15 protein-coding genes are annotated in these 20,546 nt (G+C 37.7%); 4 read left to right on the top strand and 11 right to left on the bottom strand.

Going from position 1 to position 20,546, the window contains the following annotated elements; translation table 11 throughout:
* Nucleotides 1-120: 120 nt before the first annotated feature.
* From CLOCL_RS04430 to zupT, 3 genes are all read right to left on the bottom strand, one after another.
* A complete protein-coding gene (locus CLOCL_RS04430; RefSeq protein WP_014254212.1) occupies nucleotides 121-615 on the bottom strand; it encodes a rubrerythrin family protein in 495 nt (164 codons plus the stop codon).
* Between the two features lie 160 nt (nucleotides 616-775).
* Nucleotides 776-1,630, bottom strand: coding sequence for a DNA-deoxyinosine glycosylase (locus CLOCL_RS21460; RefSeq protein WP_014254211.1), 855 nt, complete (start codon nucleotides 1,628-1,630; stop codon nucleotides 776-778).
* A 243-nt stretch (nucleotides 1,631-1,873) separates the two neighbouring features.
* Entirely contained in the window at nucleotides 1,874-2,686 is an 813-nt protein-coding gene (gene zupT, locus CLOCL_RS04420) for a zinc transporter ZupT (protein WP_014254210.1), read from the bottom strand.
* 387 nt (nucleotides 2,687-3,073) lie between these two features.
* On the opposite strand from zupT, the gene feoB reads away from it, so the two are divergent.
* Nucleotides 3,074-5,224: a ferrous iron transport protein B gene (gene feoB / locus CLOCL_RS04415; RefSeq protein WP_014254209.1), complete on the top strand. Its 2,151-nt coding sequence runs from the start codon at nucleotides 3,074-3,076 to the stop codon at nucleotides 5,222-5,224.
* 108 nt (nucleotides 5,225-5,332) lie between these two features.
* On the opposite strand, the gene CLOCL_RS04410 is transcribed toward feoB, so the two are convergent.
* The 4 genes from CLOCL_RS04410 to pflB form a co-directional block, all read right to left on the bottom strand.
* A complete protein-coding gene (locus CLOCL_RS04410; RefSeq protein ID WP_027622639.1) occupies nucleotides 5,333-5,977 on the bottom strand; it encodes a hypothetical protein in 645 nt (214 codons plus the stop codon).
* Between the two features lie 153 nt (nucleotides 5,978-6,130).
* Nucleotides 6,131-6,985: a formate/nitrite transporter family protein gene (locus CLOCL_RS04405; protein ID WP_014254207.1), complete on the bottom strand. Its 855-nt coding sequence runs from the start codon at nucleotides 6,983-6,985 to the stop codon at nucleotides 6,131-6,133.
* Nucleotides 6,986-7,073: 88 nt separating this feature from the next.
* Entirely contained in the window at nucleotides 7,074-7,793 is a 720-nt protein-coding gene (pflA, locus tag CLOCL_RS04400) for a pyruvate formate-lyase-activating protein (protein WP_014254206.1), read from the bottom strand.
* Nucleotides 7,794-7,802: 9 nt separating this feature from the next.
* The gene (gene pflB / locus CLOCL_RS04395; RefSeq protein ID WP_014254205.1) at nucleotides 7,803-10,022 is read right to left on the bottom strand and encodes a formate C-acetyltransferase; all 2,220 of its coding nucleotides are present in this window, start codon (nucleotides 10,020-10,022) and stop codon (nucleotides 7,803-7,805) included.
* Nucleotides 10,023-10,588: 566 nt separating this feature from the next.
* On the opposite strand from pflB, the gene CLOCL_RS04390 reads away from it, so the two are divergent.
* Entirely contained in the window at nucleotides 10,589-13,270 is a 2,682-nt protein-coding gene (locus CLOCL_RS04390) for a VPS10 domain-containing protein (protein ID WP_014254204.1), read from the top strand.
* A 55-nt stretch (nucleotides 13,271-13,325) separates the two neighbouring features.
* Here the strand turns inward: CLOCL_RS04390 and CLOCL_RS04385 are convergent, their stop codons facing one another.
* Both CLOCL_RS04385 and CLOCL_RS04380 read right to left on the bottom strand, forming a co-directional pair.
* Nucleotides 13,326-15,098: a flavin monoamine oxidase family protein gene (locus tag CLOCL_RS04385; protein ID WP_014254203.1), complete on the bottom strand. Its 1,773-nt coding sequence runs from the start codon at nucleotides 15,096-15,098 to the stop codon at nucleotides 13,326-13,328.
* A gap of 85 nt (nucleotides 15,099-15,183) precedes the next feature.
* On the bottom strand, nucleotides 15,184-15,549 hold the full coding sequence (locus CLOCL_RS04380; protein ID WP_014254202.1) for a BlaI/MecI/CopY family transcriptional regulator: 366 nt from the start codon (nucleotides 15,547-15,549) through the stop codon (nucleotides 15,184-15,186).
* A 270-nt stretch (nucleotides 15,550-15,819) separates the two neighbouring features.
* On the opposite strand from CLOCL_RS04380, the gene CLOCL_RS04370 reads away from it, so the two are divergent.
* A protein-coding gene (locus tag CLOCL_RS04370; protein WP_027622199.1) for an IS3 family transposase occupies nucleotides 15,820-16,972 on the top strand; the annotation gives its coding sequence in 2 pieces (ribosomal slippage) (nucleotides 15,820-16,086 and nucleotides 16,088-16,972; 1,152 coding nt in all).
* A 497-nt stretch (nucleotides 16,973-17,469) separates the two neighbouring features.
* Entirely contained in the window at nucleotides 17,470-19,242 is a 1,773-nt protein-coding gene (locus tag CLOCL_RS04365) for a glycosyl hydrolase (protein ID WP_014254201.1), read from the top strand.
* Between the two features lie 88 nt (nucleotides 19,243-19,330).
* Here CLOCL_RS04365 and CLOCL_RS04360 read toward each other — a convergent pair whose 3' ends face one another.
* Both CLOCL_RS04360 and CLOCL_RS04355 read right to left on the bottom strand, forming a co-directional pair.
* On the bottom strand, nucleotides 19,331-19,768 hold the full coding sequence (locus CLOCL_RS04360; protein WP_014254200.1) for a GNAT family N-acetyltransferase: 438 nt from the start codon (nucleotides 19,766-19,768) through the stop codon (nucleotides 19,331-19,333).
* 23 nt (nucleotides 19,769-19,791) lie between these two features.
* Complete coding sequence (locus CLOCL_RS04355) at nucleotides 19,792-20,415, bottom strand: GyrI-like domain-containing protein (RefSeq protein ID WP_014254199.1); 624 nt, start codon at nucleotides 20,413-20,415, stop codon at nucleotides 19,792-19,794.
* Nucleotides 20,416-20,546: the final 131 nt, after the last annotated feature.

The following is a 20,546-nucleotide window of genomic DNA, read 5'->3' as shown; positions in this document are numbered from 1 at the left end:
CAATGTGTTAAAAACCTAGGAAACTAATAGCATAAAGATTATAAGCAAAAATATTGGAGAGACAGTGGAAAGCATCTCTCCAACATCATAATTAGGTATGTAAGCGTGTTAATCGATTTATTAGAACTTAATAAATTTTTCGCCGGGAACACCGCAAATACTGCATTTTTCAGGAACAAACTTTTCTATATTTCCACATACAGGACAGACATAGTAGAAAACTTCTTCTGTACTATTTATATTATCCAATGCCTCCTTGTACAATTTGGCATGAACTTCTTCTGCCTTTAGAGCCAATGTGAAAGCTCCTACTGCAGCTTTTTCTCCTTCTTGTTTTGCCACTTCAATGAATTCAGGATACATTTTTTCATATTCATAGGTTTCTCCGGCAATTGCAGCTTTTAAATTCTCTTCAGTAGAATTAATCTTTCCTGCCAACTCCAGTTCCTTCATTGCATGAATTGTCTCTGCCTCAGCTGCAGCTCTGAATAATTTGGCAACGTTTAATTTTCCTTCCTCCTCAGCCTTTTTTGCAAACGCCAGATATTTTCTGTTTGCTTGAGATTCTCCGGCAAATGCCGCCATTAAATTTTCCAAAGTCTTTTTTTCGCTCATTTCCATTACCTCCATACTATTATAAATTATTAATTGAATTTTTATGGCAATAAATCTTCTCCAAATCCAATTGCCCCTTTTTTATGTACCCCGAATTAATTTGAGTAAACAAAAAGTTTACATATGAAAAAAAGATTTATTTTATTATGGATTCTTTTTTTCATCCAAAGGGTTCTTCAATCAAACTCTGTACAGATTTGCAAAAATCTTTCCACTGTCTCGGATATTTATTACTGCCGGTATAAGCATAAACCGCATCCATGCATGTTATCTTTACCCTCCAATTTGGTCCGCCGACTTTTTCAACTTCAGGTTTATTACTTTTCTCCCATGAAAAGACCCTATTCTCATAAAGTCGATGAATAAACTGTATTAAAGCCTTTTCGGAAAAAGCTAAATTCCTTTTCCCGATTAGATTATTTTCAGTGTCCTCAGTTACATAAAATCCATTCATTTTTTTAATATTTATTTTCAATTCACAAGAGTAATCTAAAAATACTTCAATACTTTCTATATCACAGGATTGAATTCCTTTTAGCATAAGCAATATAGGCTTCCAGTACTTTAATTTCTCCTCAAACTTTACTGCATTGGAAGGACTTGTCGACGGAAGCCTGTGAAAGAAAATATCAGAATTCTTCACACCAACTAATCTTCTATAAAACTTCTCAGCCGGCTCTCCATTAAAGTACACTGTCTCTATGTTTGGATACTGTTTAAAAAAACTTGCAAAATTATTGGGTATCGGATCTTTAATATCATTATCCAAACTTCCCTCTCTATTACATGCTTTAAGAACATCCCATAAAGCTATTCTATTTTTAAGCAAAAACTCCTTCTTTTGCTCATAATCGTTGCTTAATTTTTGTTGAAACAAGGAAAATATTATTTTCCAAAAAGCATTTCTATCATTTCCATAATACTCATGCCTTTTAAGGGATTGGACCCCCGGCATTGTTCCTAAAATCAGTATTTTGCAGTTTTTATTTACAATAGGTTCAAAAGAGTTAATCATTCAACCTCCAAATTACAATCAAGACTTTTCCATATTATTTTATAGTCTGAATTATAGTATAAAAATTATACAATTTTATAAATACTTCCATTTTTACTTTCCGTCAAAGCAGATACAAATATAATATACAAGGTTTGATGTATATGTTAATAACATGATAAAAAACAGTCAACTTTAAATTCTGAAACAGTTGACTGTTAAAATATATAATAGGTTTTGTCAATAATACAAATCTAAAAAATTTTAGATAAACAGCAGTAAACTTACTGCCATAACCATCATTCCTGCCACCAATCCATATATTGAAAGGTGAGGTTCTCCATACTCCCTTGCTGTAGGCAAAAGCTCGTCAACTGAGATAAATACCATGATTCCCGCCACTGCCGCAAATAATACTCCAAAGACTATGTCGTTAAAAATTCTGAATAAAATTAAATACCCAATAACAGCGCCTAACGGTTCCGACAATCCTGATAAAAAGGAAAGCCTGAAAGCCTTTCTCCTGTCACCTGTAGCATAGAAAACCGGCATGGAAACCGCAATTCCTTCCGGAATGTTATGGATAGCTATCGCAACAGTAATAGCTATTCCAAGGGAAGGATCCTTAATTGCCGATGTAAAAGTTGCCAATCCTTCAGGAAAGTTGTGAATCGCTATTGCAAGGGCAGTAAGCGTACCCATCCGCATAAGCTTGCTTCTGTTATTGTCATCATTTTTACTATATATATCTTCAACTTTCCTCATCTCGTGAGGATTTTCAGTTGACGGAACAAAATTATCAATAGCTGCAATCAGGAATATCCCTGCAAAAAAGGCTCCTACAGTAGCCCAGGAACCTCCAGTCTCGCCTAATGCTGCAACAAGGGATTCCTTAGCCTTTTGAAATATATCAATCATGGATACATAAATCATTACTCCAGCAGAAAAACCTAATGCAACAGACAAGAATTTTGTGTTAGTCTTTTTTGTAAAAAACGCAAGAGCACTACCTACTCCGGTTGACAATCCTGCAATAAGTGTAAGTCCCAATGCCAATAAAACATTCTGCATATCCATAGCGCCTTACTCCCTTCCATATTTCTAGAGTATTTTTACCCCAATTAATTGCAATCTAATCATACCAGATTTGAACTTTTTTATATATACATTCATACATTAGTCTTAGGAAAATCTTTACCTCAGCTAAAACTGTTTAAATAAAAAATTATAATATCTCAAATAAGTTGCAAATCAAATCATTAGGATACAACAGGAACTTTCTATTTTTGAGATGCAATATAAAACTTATTCTTTAGAATCACCAGCTTTATTTTTTCAGGAGCAAACCTTTTACTAAAAATATATAGCAAATTTGCATATTAAATTCAAGTAATGTATTAAATACACATAAAATAATGTTTCAAACCCAATGGAGCAAGTTATATAGTAAGGAGGATTTATAGTATGGGACTTACCAACCAATCGACGGGAATAAGTATACTAGATAGTGAACTCCGTATTGAACTCACAACAGCTAATGATAGAATTATTGCCCTGGCAGGAAATCCAAATGTAGGAAAAAGCACAGTCTTTAACAACCTGACCGGCTTAAATCAACATACAGGAAACTGGCCGGGAAAGACAGTAACCAGTGCACAGGGAAAATATCGGTATAAGGGCAATAATTTTATATTAATAGATTTACCCGGTACTTATTCACTTATGGCTAACTCTGCCGAAGAAGAAGTAGCACGGAATTTCGTATGCTTCGGCAAACCTCATGCTACCATAGTAGTAGTGGATGCCACATGCCTTGAAAGAAACCTGAATCTTGTACTTCAGACATTGGAAATTACCAATAATGTTGTTGTATGTGTCAATCTCATTGATGAAGCAGAAAGGAAAAAGATACATATAGACTATACCGAATTATCCAAACGATTGGGAGTGCTTGTAGTTCCCACCAATGCCCGAAGCAATAAAGGCCTGAAAGAATTAATGGATACAGTACATGATGTTGCCAACAAACAAATTGCAACAAAATCCATCGATATTACATATGATGACGTAATTGAACAGGCAATAAAAATAATTCAACCAAAAATTTGGAAACTGGTGGACGGAAAAATCAATAACCGCTGGGTAGCTCTTAAGCTCTTAGACGGGGATACCGCTCTATTGGAATCCTTGGAGAAATACTTGGGATTTAACCTTATGGACAATACAGATCTGCATGAACTTCTTGATAAAGCAAAAACTTTCCTTGCCGATAACGGAATTTATCCCGAACAACTGCGTGACAAAATAGTATCAAGACTTATAAGCATAGCGGAGGATATCAGTAAGAGCGTAGTATCTTTCGAAAACAAGCATTATAATTCCATGGACAGAAAAATCGACAGCATACTTACTTCCAAGCTTTTTGGCATACCCATTATGGTAGCCCTTTTAGCCCTTGTCTTCTGGATCACCATTGAGGGTGCAAATATACCTTCAAGTTTGATAGCCAATTTGCTCTTTGGAATTGAAACCAAACTTACAGAGCTATTTATGGCTTTGGGTTCACCCGAATGGCTCCATGGTATATTGGTTCTCGGCATTTACCGCACTCTGGCATGGGTAGTTTCAGTTATGCTGCCGCCAATGGCTATATTCTTTCCCCTATTTACATTGCTTGAAGACTTGGGTTATTTGCCGAGAGTCGCCTTCAACCTTGATAATTTCTTTAAAAAAGCATGTGCCCATGGAAAGCAAGCTTTGACCATGTGCATGGGATTTGGGTGCAATGCGGCAGGAGTTATCGGCTGCAGAATCATTGATTCTCCAAGGGAAAGGTTAATTGCTACCATTACCAATGTCTTTGTTCCCTGCAACGGCCGTTTCCCTACCCTAATTGCCATAAGTGCCATATTTATCGGAGGAACTGCAGGAGGTACTTTCAAGTCATTGACCTCCACCCTTGCCCTCACCGGAATAGTTTTGTTTGGAATTTTGATGACTTTACTTGTATCCTTTATACTTTCAAAGACAATATTAAAAGGGATACCCTCTTCTTTTACATTGGAATTGCCTCCTTATCGCAAACCGCAAGTGGGCAAAATTATTGTACGCTCGGTATTTGACAGAACACTTTTTGTTTTAGGTCGTGCTGTTGCTATTGCAGCACCAGCCGGACTTGTAATTTGGCTCATGGCCAATATAACCATCAGCGATATAAGTTTATTGACCTATGCAGCCAATTTTCTGGATCCCTTCGGCCGACTATTGGGAATGGACGGTTACATTTTGATGGCTTTTATACTTGGCTTACCGGCCAACGAAATTGTTATCCCAATTATTCTCATGAGCTATATGGCTTCAGGCACAATGATTGAAATAGAAGAATTGGAAGATCTGAGGCAAATATTAGTTTCCAATGGCTGGACCTGGCTTACCGGCATATGCGTAATGTTATTTTCACTTATGCACTTTCCGTGCGGCACAACCTTGTGGACAATTCGCAAGGAAACTCAAAGCATCAAATGGACTTTTGCTTCCTTTGCCATACCTACTGCAGCCGGAATTATAATATGTTTTATTGTTGCCAACACCGTACGCCTACTAGGATTGGTATAAGTATATATAAATCAAGCTGGGGTATTCAACATACTCCCAGCTTATTTTTTCAGCTCGTAGGAAAATAAATTTCAGCTTATTTTCCTTATCATCTCTTAACAATCAATACTATATCGGTTCCGTTTCTCTATATTTCCGTTTCGGTAGTTCTTTCATTCTCCACATTTGAACAAGTTTTCTGTCCCAATAACGGTAAGGCAAAATTATTGATGCTTTTGTTTTTGACGGACAAACCAATAGTGGAAACCAACCGGATTTTAAATAATTGGAAGGAAGATGTTTTCTATGAACCATAATTGTCGTAAAGTATACTTTTCTTCCATTACAAATACTGAATGGTAATAAAATATTAAAATGCGCTGACATCTCTTCATTTAAAATTCTTGTCAGATTTCTAAACTCCGAGTCAGCGCTATATCCATCAGCAATGTCAATTAAATAGTCAACTATTTTATCCAGTTCAAAATAATTTTCTTCAAAATAGGGATCCTCACTAAATATTACTGCAGCGGGGCAATCTTTTTCCCCATGCTTAAACAAAAGGCTATTGGCTTTAAAAATAGAGGCTAATACGATTTTACCTTCAGAGTATAATAAACCCTGATCCCTGTATACTACATCAAATCTTCTATCGCCTCTACTTCTCGCCCATAATGGCTTTTTAAGCTTATTAAAATACGTCCGTTCAAAGAAGTTAAATTTATTCCTCTTCTTTTCGTATTTTTCTCTAGTTTTGTCCATTAATTCTTTCATTACCCTATGCATCCCTTTCTCTGCTTCAAAAACATACCATATAAATATAATATATTATTTAACAGCTGCATTCAATAACATATTATCGTAGTTGTATATAGACAAAGAAAGGCATCATAGGATACCTAAAACCATTATTCCCAGCACCAATACCTATGCACTTATTTTAATCCTGCTAACCAATTCACCCACATTGCTCTTGGATTTGTATATATTAGCATACGTACAGCCTACCACCAGACCTCCGACAAGGTTTCCCAAAGTTACAGGTATAAAATTGCGAACAATCCCAGCCAGTGTAAGACTGGAAAGAATTTCTGATGAAACCGCTGACAAAGAAGTATAATTACCGCTCATAGCCGCAATTACCCCCGCAGGAATATAGTACATGTTGGCAACTATGTGCTCATACCCGCCTATGATAAACAGCAGTATGGGAAACATACATACAAGCACTTTTCCTCCGGTATCCTTTGAAGAGTACGTCATCCAGACAGCCAATGAAACAAGCAAATTGCATAATATACCTAATATAAATGCCTGATAAAAAGGATATTCAATCTTATGTGCAGCTTTCAAAACTAACTTTTGAACCAAAATTCCGTTTGCATTGCTTAAAATCCCCGATCCCTGGACAAGAAACACAATAAATAACGCACCGGCCAGATTGCCCAAAAAAGTGATAGCAAGGTTTTTCGCCATTTTCAAAGCAGTAATTCTTTTTTGAAGTACCGCTAATACAATCAATACATTTCCTGTAAACAGATCGGCTCCTGCAACTACTACCATTATCAATCCGGCTGTAAATACAATCCCTGCAACAAGGCTTGATAAGCTGTAATTATCTATTGTACACGAAGCAATCAAACTTCCGATAACTGCAAGGGAAATAAACATACCTCCCATAAACGACAGTAAAAAACTTTTCTTTAATCCGTTTTCAGCCTTCTTTACTCCTGTTTCCACAGTATATTCCTTTATTTGTTCTGGGCTCAAATAACAGTCCATATCCTTAAATCTCCCTCTTAATAATTTATCATACAACATTTATAAGGATGTTTCTAAAAGGCATTCAATATAATTCCGCATAATACGGTTATACCAAACCATATCTTGCAAAAATACCTTTTGCTTCATTTATCGAATCTTTTGCAGGTTCAAAAGTATCTTTAAGCGTATATTCCAAACCCAATTGTTTCCATTTAAACTCCCCCATCTTATGAAAAGGGAGTATTTCTGTCTTCTTAATAACTGAAAAACCGCTTAAGTATTGGGCCGTCCTCTCCAAAGATTCCTTGTCATCGGTCAAGCCTGGAACCAGTACATACCTTATCCAGACATCTTTTCCCTGTTGCTGGCAGTAGTCAAGCAACTTTAAAGCATTTTCATTGCCTTGACCGGTTAACTCTTTACACTTTTCAGTGTCTATATGCTTTATATCCAGCAGCAGCAAATCTGCTTCATCCACAGCATTTTTACATTTCTCAACCGGGATAATTCCCGAGGTGTCGATGCAAGTGTGTATACCGTTATTATGGCAAAGCTTTAAAATTTCTGCTACAAAATCAGGCTGCAAGAGAGGTTCACCACCCGAAACGGTTACCCCTCCTGTCTTGATGTAATTCTTGTACCTCAGGACATCTGATACCACATCTGTTGAATACATTTTTCTGCCCTCCTGAAAAGCCCAGGTATCAGGATTATGGCAATATTTACATCTTAGCGGACACCCCTGAAGAAAAATCACATAACGTATACCCGGTCCATCAAGAGTTCCAAAGGTTTCAACAGAATGTACATATCCCAGTGCATTCATAACTATCACCTAAATTCGCTCATGAAATGTTCTGTTAATAACATCCATTTGTTGTTCTCTGGTCAGTTTTATAAAGTTCACAGCATAGCCCGAAACACGAATGGTTAGCTGCGGATATTTTTCGGGATGATCCATTGCATCTAAAAGCACTTCCTTGTTAATTACATTTACATTGATATGGTGTCCCCCGTCACTAAAGTATCCATCCAATAAACTGTAGAGATTTCGTACACGCTCTTCTTCCGTCTTGCCCAAAGCACCGGGAACAATTGAAAAGGTATAAGAAATTCCATCTTCGCTGTAATCATAGGGAAGTTTCGCCACTGAAGCCATTGACGCAATACATCCCTTTGTATCCCTTTTATGCATCGGATTTGCTCCCGGCGCGAAAGGTTCGCCATATTTTCTGCCGTCGGGAGTATTTCCTGTCTTCTTCCCATATACCACATTCGAAGTAATTGTCAATATCGACAAAGTAGGTTTGCTGTTTCTATAAGTTTTATGTTTGCTCAGCTTGTTCATAAAACTCTTCACAAGATTTACAGCTATATCATCAACCAATGGATCGTTATTGCCATATTTCGGGAAATCTCCTTCAATTTCAAAATCGGTAATAAGGCCATTTTCATTCCTTATTGCCTTAACTTTGGCATATTTTATGGCTGAAAGCGAGTCTACCACTACAGACAATCCTGCTATACCGCATGCTGACGTCCTAAAAATTTCTTCATCATGAAGGGCCATCTGTATCCTTTCATAACAGTACTTATCATGCATGTAGTGAATAATATTCAAAGTATTTATATAAAGTTTGGATAACCAATCCATTGTAAAGTCAAAGCGCTTCATTACCTCATCAAATTCAAGATACTCGGTGGTGATTGGCTCTGTCATAGGCCCTACCTGTTCTCCACTTATTTCGTCCTTTCCACCATTTATGGCATACAGCAAAGCCTTTGCCAGATTGGCTCTGGCACCAAAGAACTGCATCTGTTTTCCTATACGCATAGCAGAAACACAGCAGGCTATACCGTAATCGTCGCCAAACTTTTCACGCATGAGATCGTCATTTTCATACTGTATAGATGAAGTTTGCACCGAAACTTTTGCACAATATCTCTTAAAGTTTTCCGGCAAACGAATTGACCACAGTACTGTCATATTAGGTTCCGGTGCCGGTCCAAGGTTAGTTAGGGTATGAAGGAAACGGTAACTCATTTTAGTAACCATATGTCTTCCGTCCAAACCTATTCCTGCTATGGACTCGGTTACCCAGGTAGGATCCCCGGAGAAAAGCTCATCGTAGGCAGGAGTTCTCAAAAACCTTACCATTCTGAGCTTCATCACAAAATGATCCACCATCTCCTGAATTTCTTCTTCAGTATATTTTCCTTCTTCCAAATCCCTTTGGGCATAGATGTCCAGGAAAGTAGACACACGACCTAAGCTCATGGCAGCACCATTCTGCTCTTTAACAGCAGCAAGGTATCCAAAATACAGCCATTGGATAGCTTCTTTTGTGTCGGTAGCAGGTTTGCTGATATCAAAACCATAACTTGCAGCCATCTGCTTCAATTCTTCAAGAGCACGTATTTGCTCGCTTAATTCTTCCCTCTGTCTTATAACATCCGAGTCCATGACATCAAATACATAGTTCTTCTTGGCTTCTTTTTTCTTTTCGATTAAGAAGTCCACTCCATAGAGTGCAACCCTACGGTAATCTCCAATAATTCTGCCTCTTCCATAAGCATCGGGAAGCCCGGTTATAATTCCCGTATGGCGTGCTTTTTTCATTTCATCGGTATAGGCATCAAACACTCCGTCATTGTGAGTTTTTCTATATTTAAAAACATTGTCCACATCCGGGTCCATTTCGCGTCCATAAGCTTTCAACGAATTATGCACCATACGTATTCCGCCAAAAGGCATTATTGCTCTTTTCAACGGCTGATCCGTCTGAAGCCCTACAATTGTCTCCAGTTCCTTGTCTATATATCCAGGCTGATGTGAAGTTATCGTAGATATTGTTTTAGTGTCTATATCCAAAACTCCACCGCTTTTACGCTCTTTTTCCATAAGACAGCTTACCTTTTCCCATAACTTCAGCGTTCTATCTGTAGGCCCTTTAAGAAAACTTTCATCACCATCATAAGGTGTATAGTTTCTTTGTATAAAGTCTCTTACGTCGATCTCATTATTCCATTTTCCCTGATTAAAATTTCTACCCATTTACTTGCCTCCTTTTCACCCAGTTGCATTCCATAAAATAGCTATACATTTCAATATGCGATTAGCTCTTAAATTTTAATCAGCTTATAAAACCGCATTAATTTAGCTCTTCGTAAAATCCAGCAAATCCAAGATTGTATATTTTATACACATTATATTGTATACACTATACATTATACCACAAAAAAATCGGTTTTAACATATTCTTTTTTGCTATTTTTACACAAATTATATTTACTGCTGTAATAGCTTCAAAAACATAAAAAATAGAACAAAAAATATGAATAAATGAACACAAAATCAAAATCCCTTTCCGAATATCTATTCTAAGCAGATATTAAAGGTTATTTGCTTATAATTTGCTGCTTTTCTGCCCCGTTTGATTACTCTAAGAACTTTATAAGATTTTATCTATTTTATATATATTCTTGCATAAAGGAGGAATATAAAGGAAAATACATAAATTTTATTATGAATTATTTGAAGGGAGGAATTATGAATTTATTAAATTAATTTTTTCAAAGAATTTATAACGTTAATAAATAAAAATAGGGAGGATAGCTGGAATGAATATTAAAAAAATAAAAAATATAAAAATACTTTTTCTGATTGCAGCTTTTGCATGTGCTTCTTTGCTCACACCGAGCCAATCTGTAAATAGCGCTGCAAGTGTTCCTTATAAATGGGATAATGTTAAAATTGGCGGTGGCGGTGGATTTGTTACCGGCATCATTTACAATCCAACCGAAGAAGGCCTTGTCTATGCCCGTACCGATATGGGCGGTGCTTATATAAGAAACAAAAAAACCCTGGAATGGGAACCGCTTACCGACTGGGTAGCACCTGATGAATGGAATCTGCTCGGTTGCGAAAGTTTGGCTACCGACCCGGTGGAACCAAATAGAGTCTATATTGCAGCCGGTACATATACAAACAGCTGGACTTCAATGAATGGATACATCCTGCGTTCCGAAGACTACGGCAAGACCTGGGAAAGGACAGAACTTCCATTCAAATTCGGCGGAAATATGCCGGGACGTTCCATAGGAGAACGTTTAGCAATCGACCCCAACAGTAACAACATATTATATTTCGCTGCAAGAAGCGGCAATGGTTTGTGGAGAAGCACCGATTACGGCAAAACATGGGAAAAAGTCGAAAGCTTTCCCAACGTAGGAAACTATGTGGAAGACCCAAATTTTGAATATACTGCCGATAACTTGGGATTATGTTTTGTTGTGTTCGATTCGGACAAGGGTACTAAAGGAACACCCACAAAGGATATTTATGTTGGTGTAGCCGACAAAAAGAATCCTTTATATGTCAGCCATGATGCAGGTAAAACATGGAAACCCGTTGAAGGACAACCTACCGAGAGCACTTTCAAAAGACACAATGCCGATGCTTTGACTATCGGAATTCCTCATCATGCAGTTATAAGCAAAAAAGGTATTTTATATATTACTTACGGTGACCGCGGCGGTCCTTATCAATGCCAGGATGGTGCCGTTTACAAATATGACACAAACACAGGAGAATGGACAGATATTACTCCTCCTAGCGGATATGACTGGGACGGTTCACCCAAGTATGAAAACTATTATGGATTTGGCGGTTTAAGTGTAGATGCACAAAATCCGGATACAATTGTAGTTTCAACCCTTGAATCCTGGTGGCCGGATGATAATATTTTCCGTTCAACCGACGGCGGTAAAACCTGGGATGCTATATGGGAACATGGCAGTTGGCCATCAAGAAATTTAAAATATACAATGGATATATCAAAAGCGCCATGGCTTTCATGGGATAAGCCAATAAACGCTGCAAGCGGCGGTTTAATAACCGGAATGGAAATAATGGACTCACCTTCACCAAAACTCGGCTGGATGATTGGCGATATAGAGATCAATCCGTTTAATTCCGATGAAATGATGTATGTTACCGGTGCAACTATCTATGGAACAAAGAATTTAACCGATTGGGATAAAGGTAAGTACGTAAACATTGAAGTTATGGCAACCGGAATTGAGCAAACTGCAGTTTTAAGTTTAATCTGCCCACCCGTTGACGGAGTAGAGCTTATAAGCGGTGTTGGCGATATATGCGGCTTTGTACACAAAGATTTGAAAAAGGGACCCGAACTAATGATGAATAACCCTGTGTTTACCAATACTACAGGTCTGGACTATGCAGAGCTGAATCCAAATATCATTGTAAGAGTGGGTACCAGGGATAAAGAGCGATATGAAATGATAAAGAAGACTGTAGCAATGTCAAAAGACGGCGGTAAAACGTGGTCTGAAGTTCAGCCAAACGTTAGTTACACCTTCCCCGCAGCCTCGGAAGATGATATTGCCCAAGGCGGAACAGTAGCAGTGGCCGCTGACGGTTCAACTTTTGTATGGTCAACAAGTACCAGCCAGGGAGTTTTATGTTACGTAAACGGAGGATGGAAAGCTGTAGATACCCTTCCTGCCGGTGCAGACGTTTGCTCCGACAGAGTGAATCCTAAAGTATTCTACGCTTATGCAAAGAACACTTTCTATGTAAGTGAAGATGGCGGTTTAACATTCAAACCTGTACAGAAGGGTCTTGAATCTCCTACTTCCAAAATCAAAGCAGTACCCGGAAAAGAAGGTCATGTATGGATTCCCGGTCCTTCAACAGGCCTTTCATACACAACTGACGGGGGTAAAACAATAAATAAAGTTAAAGGTATTACTCGCTGTGATGTAATTGGCTTCGGTAAAGCTAAAGATGGAGAAGATTATCTTGCCATTTATATCTGCGGTGAAACTGACGGTTTATATGCAGTGTACCGTTCCGATGATATGGCTAAGAGCTGGGTTAGAATTAATGATGATCAACATCAATATGGTTCAATAAACTATTCAATTACAGGTGATTTAAGAGTTTATGGGCGTGTTTTTGTAGCAACTAACGGAAGAGGTATCGTATATGGTGAACCTACATCCGGTACTGTAACTACACCAACTCCTTCTACCCCAACTAAAACACCTGCACCCACACCTACACCTACGCCTAAGCCATCCATGAAGGGAGACATAACACTTGACGGAGAAATCAACTCTATTGATTATGCAACATTAAAAATGCATCTTTTAGGTATTACAACGCTTACTCCGGAACAGTTAGCAAACGCTGATATCAACGATGATAACGATGTAAATTCCATTGACTATGCATTGCTGAAAAGTTATCTTTTAGGAATTATAAAAGAGTTTTAGATAAAATATTGTTAAACTTTAAATGGCAAAAGCCAGCACTTTTAAGTGCTGGCTTTTACTGTCTGTAACTTTTTGCTGCCATAGCCAATTGATTTGCAGCAATCATACCGCTTTGAAGAGCACCCTGCATCCAGCGATGAACCGGCGAAATTTGATCCCCCGCCATGAATACCCTATTGTCATACTCGGGCAAAGTCATGACAAAGGAGAATAACCTTTTTTGCTCGGGAGTATAAAAGGGCAGTGCTCCCCTGGTCCATAAATTCTCATTCCAATTCATAGTTTTAAAGTCAATTGCTATTCTGTCCAGATAACCTCTTGGAAGTCCGTGAACTTCTTCCACTTCTCTTTTAATCTCTTCATTGCGCAATTCAGGACTGAGATTGGCAAGTCTTATGGTATCCAGGCCATAGTTGTATGAAGCTATCATAACTCCAGGCTTTCCAGCCAAAAACTTTTGATCTTTCGGCAATAAATTAAGTTTGCTGTAAGGAAAACTTCTCTGTTCACACTTAGTTTGTTCAACACAGCTTCTATAATGATCCGATGGATACCACAATGTAGTAATTGGAAGGTCAGTATATGATCCTCCTCCGATTATTTGTTCTTCCGGACCACCAGCCTCCCAAAAACGCCAGGTACATAACATAAGAGTTTTCTGCGAAGGTATATAATTAACTTCTTTTATAGCCTGCATTTTCGGTCCACTGAAAAGAGGATTTATGTCAATTGTACGAAGTGTGGAAAAAGGTATGGCACAAACAACAAAATCAAAGACTTCAAAAATCAGCTTGCTTGTCTTTTTATTCCTGTAGGCCAGTACTACCCTTCCATTCTCTTTATCCCTATATATTCCCGAAACCCAGTTTCCATTTTTAACAATTACTTTACCAAGCTTGTGTAGAGGTATACCCGGGTAATCTTCTTTTGGATTGGGATTGAGCAACGAATTATATATCGTATAGGGAAGTACTGAAGTTCCACCGGAAATCTCATAAAGGAATGACAGATTGGCAGGGTAATTTGCCTGAGCTATGTCTATGTAACTGTTGTAAAGATTCTGACCGGCCAACGGAGACAGGTTTGAAATTAAATTAATAGCACCTTCGCTTAAACCCAGGGACTCCATTATCTTTCTATTGCTTTGAAAATCCCAGTAAGTATTGAAGTTATTATAATACGGCTTTACCTGAAGCAGCTCGCTTCTTTCCTCAGGCGTTGCCGGAAGAAGCGGACTTTCCAGGCCATAATAAACCAATTGCTGCCAGGGAGTCCTTCTTTCCCATTCCGAAAGAGAATACTTTGGATATATGTATTTCATTACATTTCTGCCTTGCGCATCATTTCTCACCCGTATACCCTTAAGATATATAAAAGCATTCTCATTATTTTGTATAAAAGGTCTTGTGGGAATTTTAAACAGATTTATGTAATGCCATGTGGTCTCATGAATGACAGGTATTCTCATCGCTCCGAGTTCACCATACAACTGCTTGCTTTTATCAAAATAATATGTGTATACCCTTCCTCCGATACGATTCTCCTCCGCTTCAAAAATAGTTATGTCTGCACCCGTTTTTCTCAGCTCAAATGCTGAAGCAAGCCCTGCCAAACCGGCGCCAATTATCCCTATTTTTACTCCTCGAAGTTCTCCATAGCTGACAATGGTTGAAATATCTGCCGGAGGTGAAGTCAGTTTTTTAATATATTCAAAATCTTCAGGTCTGCCCTTCTGATATAGAGCAAACTTGGCAAGAATATATCTCTGCGTATCAGTAGGATTATCAGGCTGCTGCGGTGTACCCTGTAAATTTTCATACAAATTCATATTATCCACTCTCCTTAATTAATAATATGAATTTGCTTTCAATTTTGCCTATTTGCAGATTCTTTTGCATAAATATTTATCTACTTTATTCCTGCTTCTCATATCGGTCTATTATTTTTTTCAGTTCTTCAATTTCATCTTTATTCAGTTCTTCCTTTTGAAGAAAAGTTGTAAAGAAAAGTTTCAGCGATCCCTTATATACTTTATCTATATGCTCTTCCGTTTGCATACGCATTACCTGTTCCTGGTTTACTAACGGCTCAACAATAGCGTTTTCATTTTTTATAGCTCCACGGTCACACAGCCTCCGAATAACGGTATATGTCGTGGACTTCTTCCACCCCAGCTGTTCACTGGCAAGCTTGACAAGCTTTGTACTTGATATTGGTGAGTGTTCCCATATAATATTCATAAATCTGTATTCTGATTCGAATATCTTTATTCTTTCCATCAGCAACTCGCTCCTTAAGTCTAACCAATTAAACTATTTTCAGGTTAATGCCTCTGCCCCAAATTGTCAATTAGTAATAGTTCATAAATCAACCTAAAGCACTTTCATAAATTCTCCAAATTCCCTAACCAAATTTGTCAATGCAGCCTAAATTCAAGCCATTCTGGAATAGCAAATAATTGATAAAATGTCTCAAATATGATATAATTTTTTATAATGATACCATAAATTAAGACAGACAAAACGGTCAAAATAAGTTAGAATAGAAATATGAAAACGAGAAGAAAGTTTACACCAGAAGAAAAAGCAAAAATAGTGATTGAGGTCTTAAGGGAAGAAAAGACGCTGAATGAGATAGCTGCCGAATATGAAATTCATCCTAATCAGCTAAGTCGCTGGAAGGCAGAATTTATAAGCAATGCAGGCAGAGTTTTCAGTAAGGAAACTGATGAAGTAGAGAAGGTCAAACAGTCGTATGAGAAGGAGAAGGACGAACTGCTTAAGCAAATTGGCCAACTTTCATATGAAGTTGCCTGGCTTAAAAAAAAATCTGGCCGACTCTAAGTCCCGGGAAGACCGCATGAAGATGATTGAGAGAGAAGAAAAGAAATTAAGCATAAAAAGGCAAGCTGAACTGTTAGGTATTAATCGTACAAGCCTTTACTACAAGCCAGTACCGGTAACAGATGAGGAATATCTAATAAAACGTATTATTGATGAGGTATACACGGTTCATCCGGAATATGGCTATCGCAGGATGACAAATATCCTACACCGGGATTACCACATACAAATCAATAGGAAGCGTACACGGCGATATATGAGGGAAATGGGGATTCACGGTTTCTGTCCCGGGCCTAATCTTAGCAGACGTCTGCATAACAAATATTTGTACCCGTATTTGCTAAGAGACTTAAATATAGATCATCCCAACCAGGTATGGTCTATAGACATAACATATTGCCGTCTTAAACGTGGATTTATGTATATGGTAGCTATAATAGACTGGTATTCCCGGTATATTGTTGGATTTGAGTTATCAAATACTTTAGATAGGACATTTGTATTAGAAGCGATAAAAAAGGCAATCAAACGATATGGTAAACCTGAAATTATGAACAGCGATCAAGGTAAACAGTTTGCCAGTGAGGATTACATAAAATTACTAAAGAGTAATAATATAAAAATTTCAATGGATGGGAAAGGACGAGCCTTGGATAATCAAAGGATAGAGCGTTTTTTTCGAACTTACAAGTGGGAGATGCTTTATCATGAAGATTGTGAAACGGGTCAGCAACTTCGGCAAAAAACGAGGGAATATATTGAATATTATAACAACAAGAGACCACATCAGTCACTAGGCTATAAAACGCCGTCAGAATATTATTTTGGGATTAACAAAGAGATTAAGGCAGTAGTATAAAACCTTGGGGCTCTGCCCCAAACCCCGTCCTCGCCGGAAGGCAGCCGGTCTGTCATAACAGACCGGGAATCAAAAGGATATATAACCATTGGATGTCAAGGGGCAAGATGAACTCGCATATGCTCGCCCTTGACATCCATCCGACAGAGTACCTTAAGGTAGATATTATACAAAAACATAGAAAGGAGAATCTAACTTAGAAAAGCTAAAAATTTGTCTTGACAATGGGGGTCATTATATTTTATAATAAAACTGTGCAATTTACCCATAACATCAAATTACTTTCATTATAGTAATGTTCCATTCCACATCGCTTTCTCAACAACATAGCTTATTTTTGTCGAACGTATCCCAAAAATGCGATTGAACCTGAATTACAACACTTAACATACAATCCGGTTCTCCGTGACAATTATTTGCAAACAATATCTCAGATAAAATTATTTAGAAATTACTTAAATGATAATAAAAAAATATTTATTAAAGGAGTGCATTTTATGAAGATATTTTTCAGCAGAGGACTATCTCTGTTGGCAACAATCGCAATAGTTTTTTCAATTCTTTTATCAGTGCCAGCTTCGGTTAATGCTTCAAATTCCCTGCCTGTAAAAGTGGAAGCCGAAGATTGCATTCTCAGCAACGGTGCTACTATTACTACCAACGTTTACGGCACCGAGTATCCCGGCTATTCAGGTGAAGGTTTTGTATGGGTAGCCAACTCGGGAACAATAACTTTAAAGGTCACAGTTCCCGAAAATGCTATGTATGAGCTTTCTACAAGATGCTGGATGTATCTCGGAAAAGAGAATGAAACCAGACTTCAGGCCGTCAGTATTAACGGCAAACCCCTTGGTAATTTCTTTATTCCGAACAAAGGCAAATGGATTGACTACAGTTTTGGATTCTTTTACCTTGAAGCCGGTACAACAACCATTGAAATCGGAACATCCGGAAGCTGGGGTTTTATACTTTATGATACAATAACTTTTGACTACGCCGATATGCCTGAACTTAAAATTGACCCCATTTTGTCGGATAAAAATGCAACACCTGAAACTAAAAAACTTTTTGAATACCTTACCAGCGTATACGGTAAATACGTTATTTCCGGTCAGCAGGAAATTTACGGCAACGGAAACAACGGTAATATGGAACTTGAATTTGAATACATTTACGATAAGACAGGCAAATACCCTGCTATCAGAGGCTTCGATTTTATGAACTACAATCCTCTGTATGGATGGGAAGACGGTACAACAGAGCGTATAATCGATTGGGTAAAAAATCGTGGCGGTATTGCAACTGCCTGCTGGCATATTAATGTTCCCGTTGATTTTGCAAATTACAAACTTGGCGAATTCGTGGATTGGACAAAATGTACATACAAACCCACAGCAAGCTTTAATACGGCCAAATGCCTTGACAAGACTTCAAAGGAACATGCTTACCTTATGATGGCAATCGAAGACCTTGCAGAACAGCTTCTCATTCTTCAGGAAGCCAAAGTTCCCGTTCTGTTCCGTCCCTTCCACGAAGCGGAAGGTTACAATAATATAGACGGTTCAGGCGCATGGTTCTGGTGGGGTTCTGCCGGTGCAGAAGTTTACAAGGAGCTATGGAAGCTTCTGTATAAAACTTTAACTGAAGACTATGGCATTCACAATCTTATATGGGAAGTAAATCTTTATACCTATGCAAATTCCTATGAATGGTATCCTGGCGATGAATATGTAGATATAATTGGCTATGATAAATATGAAGGCTCACCCACTAATTGGGGAACAAGTGCTGCATCATCTCTATTCCTTACTCTTGTAAATTATACCAATGACACAAAGATGGTTGCATTGACTGAAAATGACGTAATTCCCGATATTCAAAACATAGTCAATGAAAGTGCATGGTGGTTATATTTCTGCCCATGGTATGGCGAGTACCTTATGAACCGTAATGATCCTGTTCTTTTAAATACTATATATAACAGTGAGTACGTAATTACTTTGGACGAACTGCCAAAAGACCTCTATGATACCGGAAACTATACGCCGACGCCTACACCTCAAAAGCGCATAGTGGGTGATCTGAATTCCGACGGTAAATTTGATTCTATCGATATTGCTCTTTTAAAATCACATATCCTCGGCATAGAAACTTTCAATATCGACTTAACCTATGCCGATGTAAACGCTGACGGCGATATAAACTCTATCGATTATGCCTATATGAAGCAAAGAATTCTCGGTATGATTAGCAAATTCCCAATAGAATAATATATTAACCATACTGTCGCACCAGTTATACCACTTTCTGGTGCGACAGTTTTTATTGGTAAATATTTTTTAATCATATCGGCATTTACTATAACCATTTTATAAAAGCTGTCTTATCTTTTCTGTTAAATCCGCAACTTTCATAAAAATATAATGTTTTTTCATCTTTTGAACCTGTAAGAAGCATAATTTTGTAGCATCCGCTATTTTGAGCAATCTCAACAGCCTTTCGTATCAAAGCTTTGGCATATCCTCTGTTTCTATATTCCCTGTGTGTTACAACATTTTCAATCAAGGCATAAGGTTTCATACCCCGTGTAAGATTTTTTATTACCACTAGCGTCACACTGGAAACAATTTTACCTTCCATATCCGCTACCAAAATATGATAGTTCTTATCCTTTATAATTTCACTCCAAAGTAAATTAAGTTCTTCACTTTCGGGAAGTTTCTCTGTCTCATGCAAATGCAAATATAGTTCCTGCAAGCTGTCAAGGTCATTTATTTCTGCCTCTCGAAAAAACATTCTTCAATCCTCCAAATTTATATTCAGTGAATTTTCCTCACATTGAATCTCAGTACAGTTTTCAATTTATCAGCTTCAGTCTTACGCGGGTCTGACAGGTATATTTCACGATGTTTTAAGCATATCCTTTCGTATCCGTTATCCCTGCAAAACTGTTCCATTTTTTCAAAACTTGCCGGTTCATCATCGTAACTTCCTATATGGAGTATCTGACAACACAACCCCTCAGTTATTGTGGCATATCTTATTTTATCAAGATAGGCATTAGTTTTTTTATTTTTTGCTTCATTGACAAACCGCTTAAATAACTCTTCCGTTAAAAAATCCGGTTGGCGAATCATAATTGAGTATGCAAAATTGCTTTTGTCGGTTATCGGTTTACTTTTATCCACTAAATCCCACACTCCCTCAAGGGGAAAAACAGTATAATCATAATACCCTTCGGGAACATCCTTGCTTTTATAAGACATCTTCACTTTATAGCTAAAGCTATAAAGTGCTTCAGTAGCCAACGCAAAATCTTCTCCATTAGGATCGCCCTGACCGTCTATTATTGCAAAAGTCATAGCAGGCACATCAACAATCGAAGGAGTGGTTTTGGGAAGATACAATTCTTTAAAATCCTTTTTATAATCCAATTTGCTCATATTGATACACCTCTAAAAATTATTATTTATCTCTAAGCAGTTATTGACCGTACGGTTTTCGCGATATTTTTTCGCCTTCAGTGTTTCCATATTTCCACTATTAATGTACCATTTTAAAACTGACAACAGCA

Origin of the sequence: Acetivibrio clariflavus DSM 19732 (assembly GCF_000237085.1) — a bacterium.
Taxonomy (GTDB): domain Bacteria; phylum Bacillota; class Clostridia; order Acetivibrionales; family Acetivibrionaceae; genus Acetivibrio; species Acetivibrio clariflavus.
This window is presented reverse-complemented; position numbering and strand designations above follow the sequence as displayed.

Bases quoted from the DNA above. Each gene is read 5' to 3' on its own strand.
- CLOCL_RS04390 (WP_014254204.1), top strand. From the start codon at position 10,589: ATGAATATTAAAAAAATAAAAAATATAAAAATACTTTTTCTGATTGCA.
- CLOCL_RS04385 (WP_014254203.1), bottom strand. From the start codon at position 15,098: ATGAATTTGTATGAAAATTTACAGGGTACACCGCAGCAGCCTGATAAT.
- CLOCL_RS04365 (WP_014254201.1), top strand. From the start codon at position 17,470: ATGAAGATATTTTTCAGCAGAGGACTATCTCTGTTGGCAACAATCGCA.
- CLOCL_RS04410 (WP_027622639.1), bottom strand. From the start codon at position 5,977: ATGAAAGAATTAATGGACAAAACTAGAGAAAAATACGAAAAGAAGAGG.
- CLOCL_RS04360 (WP_014254200.1), bottom strand. From the start codon at position 19,768: ATGTTTTTTCGAGAGGCAGAAATAAATGACCTTGACAGCTTGCAGGAA.
- CLOCL_RS21460 (WP_014254211.1), bottom strand. From the start codon at position 1,630: ATGATTAACTCTTTTGAACCTATTGTAAATAAAAACTGCAAAATACTG.
- zupT (WP_014254210.1), bottom strand. From the start codon at position 2,686: ATGGATATGCAGAATGTTTTATTGGCATTGGGACTTACACTTATTGCA.
- pflA (WP_014254206.1), bottom strand. From the start codon at position 7,793: ATGAATGCACTGGGATATGTACATTCTGTTGAAACCTTTGGAACTCTT.
- CLOCL_RS04405 (WP_014254207.1), bottom strand. From the start codon at position 6,985: ATGGACTGTTATTTGAGCCCAGAACAAATAAAGGAATATACTGTGGAA.
- CLOCL_RS04430 (WP_014254212.1), bottom strand. From the start codon at position 615: ATGAGCGAAAAAAAGACTTTGGAAAATTTAATGGCGGCATTTGCCGGA.
- feoB (WP_014254209.1), top strand. From the start codon at position 3,074: ATGGGACTTACCAACCAATCGACGGGAATAAGTATACTAGATAGTGAA.
- CLOCL_RS04355 (WP_014254199.1), bottom strand. From the start codon at position 20,415: ATGAGCAAATTGGATTATAAAAAGGATTTTAAAGAATTGTATCTTCCC.
- CLOCL_RS04380 (WP_014254202.1), bottom strand. From the start codon at position 15,549: ATGGAAAGAATAAAGATATTCGAATCAGAATACAGATTTATGAATATT.
- pflB (WP_014254205.1), bottom strand. From the start codon at position 10,022: ATGGGTAGAAATTTTAATCAGGGAAAATGGAATAATGAGATCGACGTA.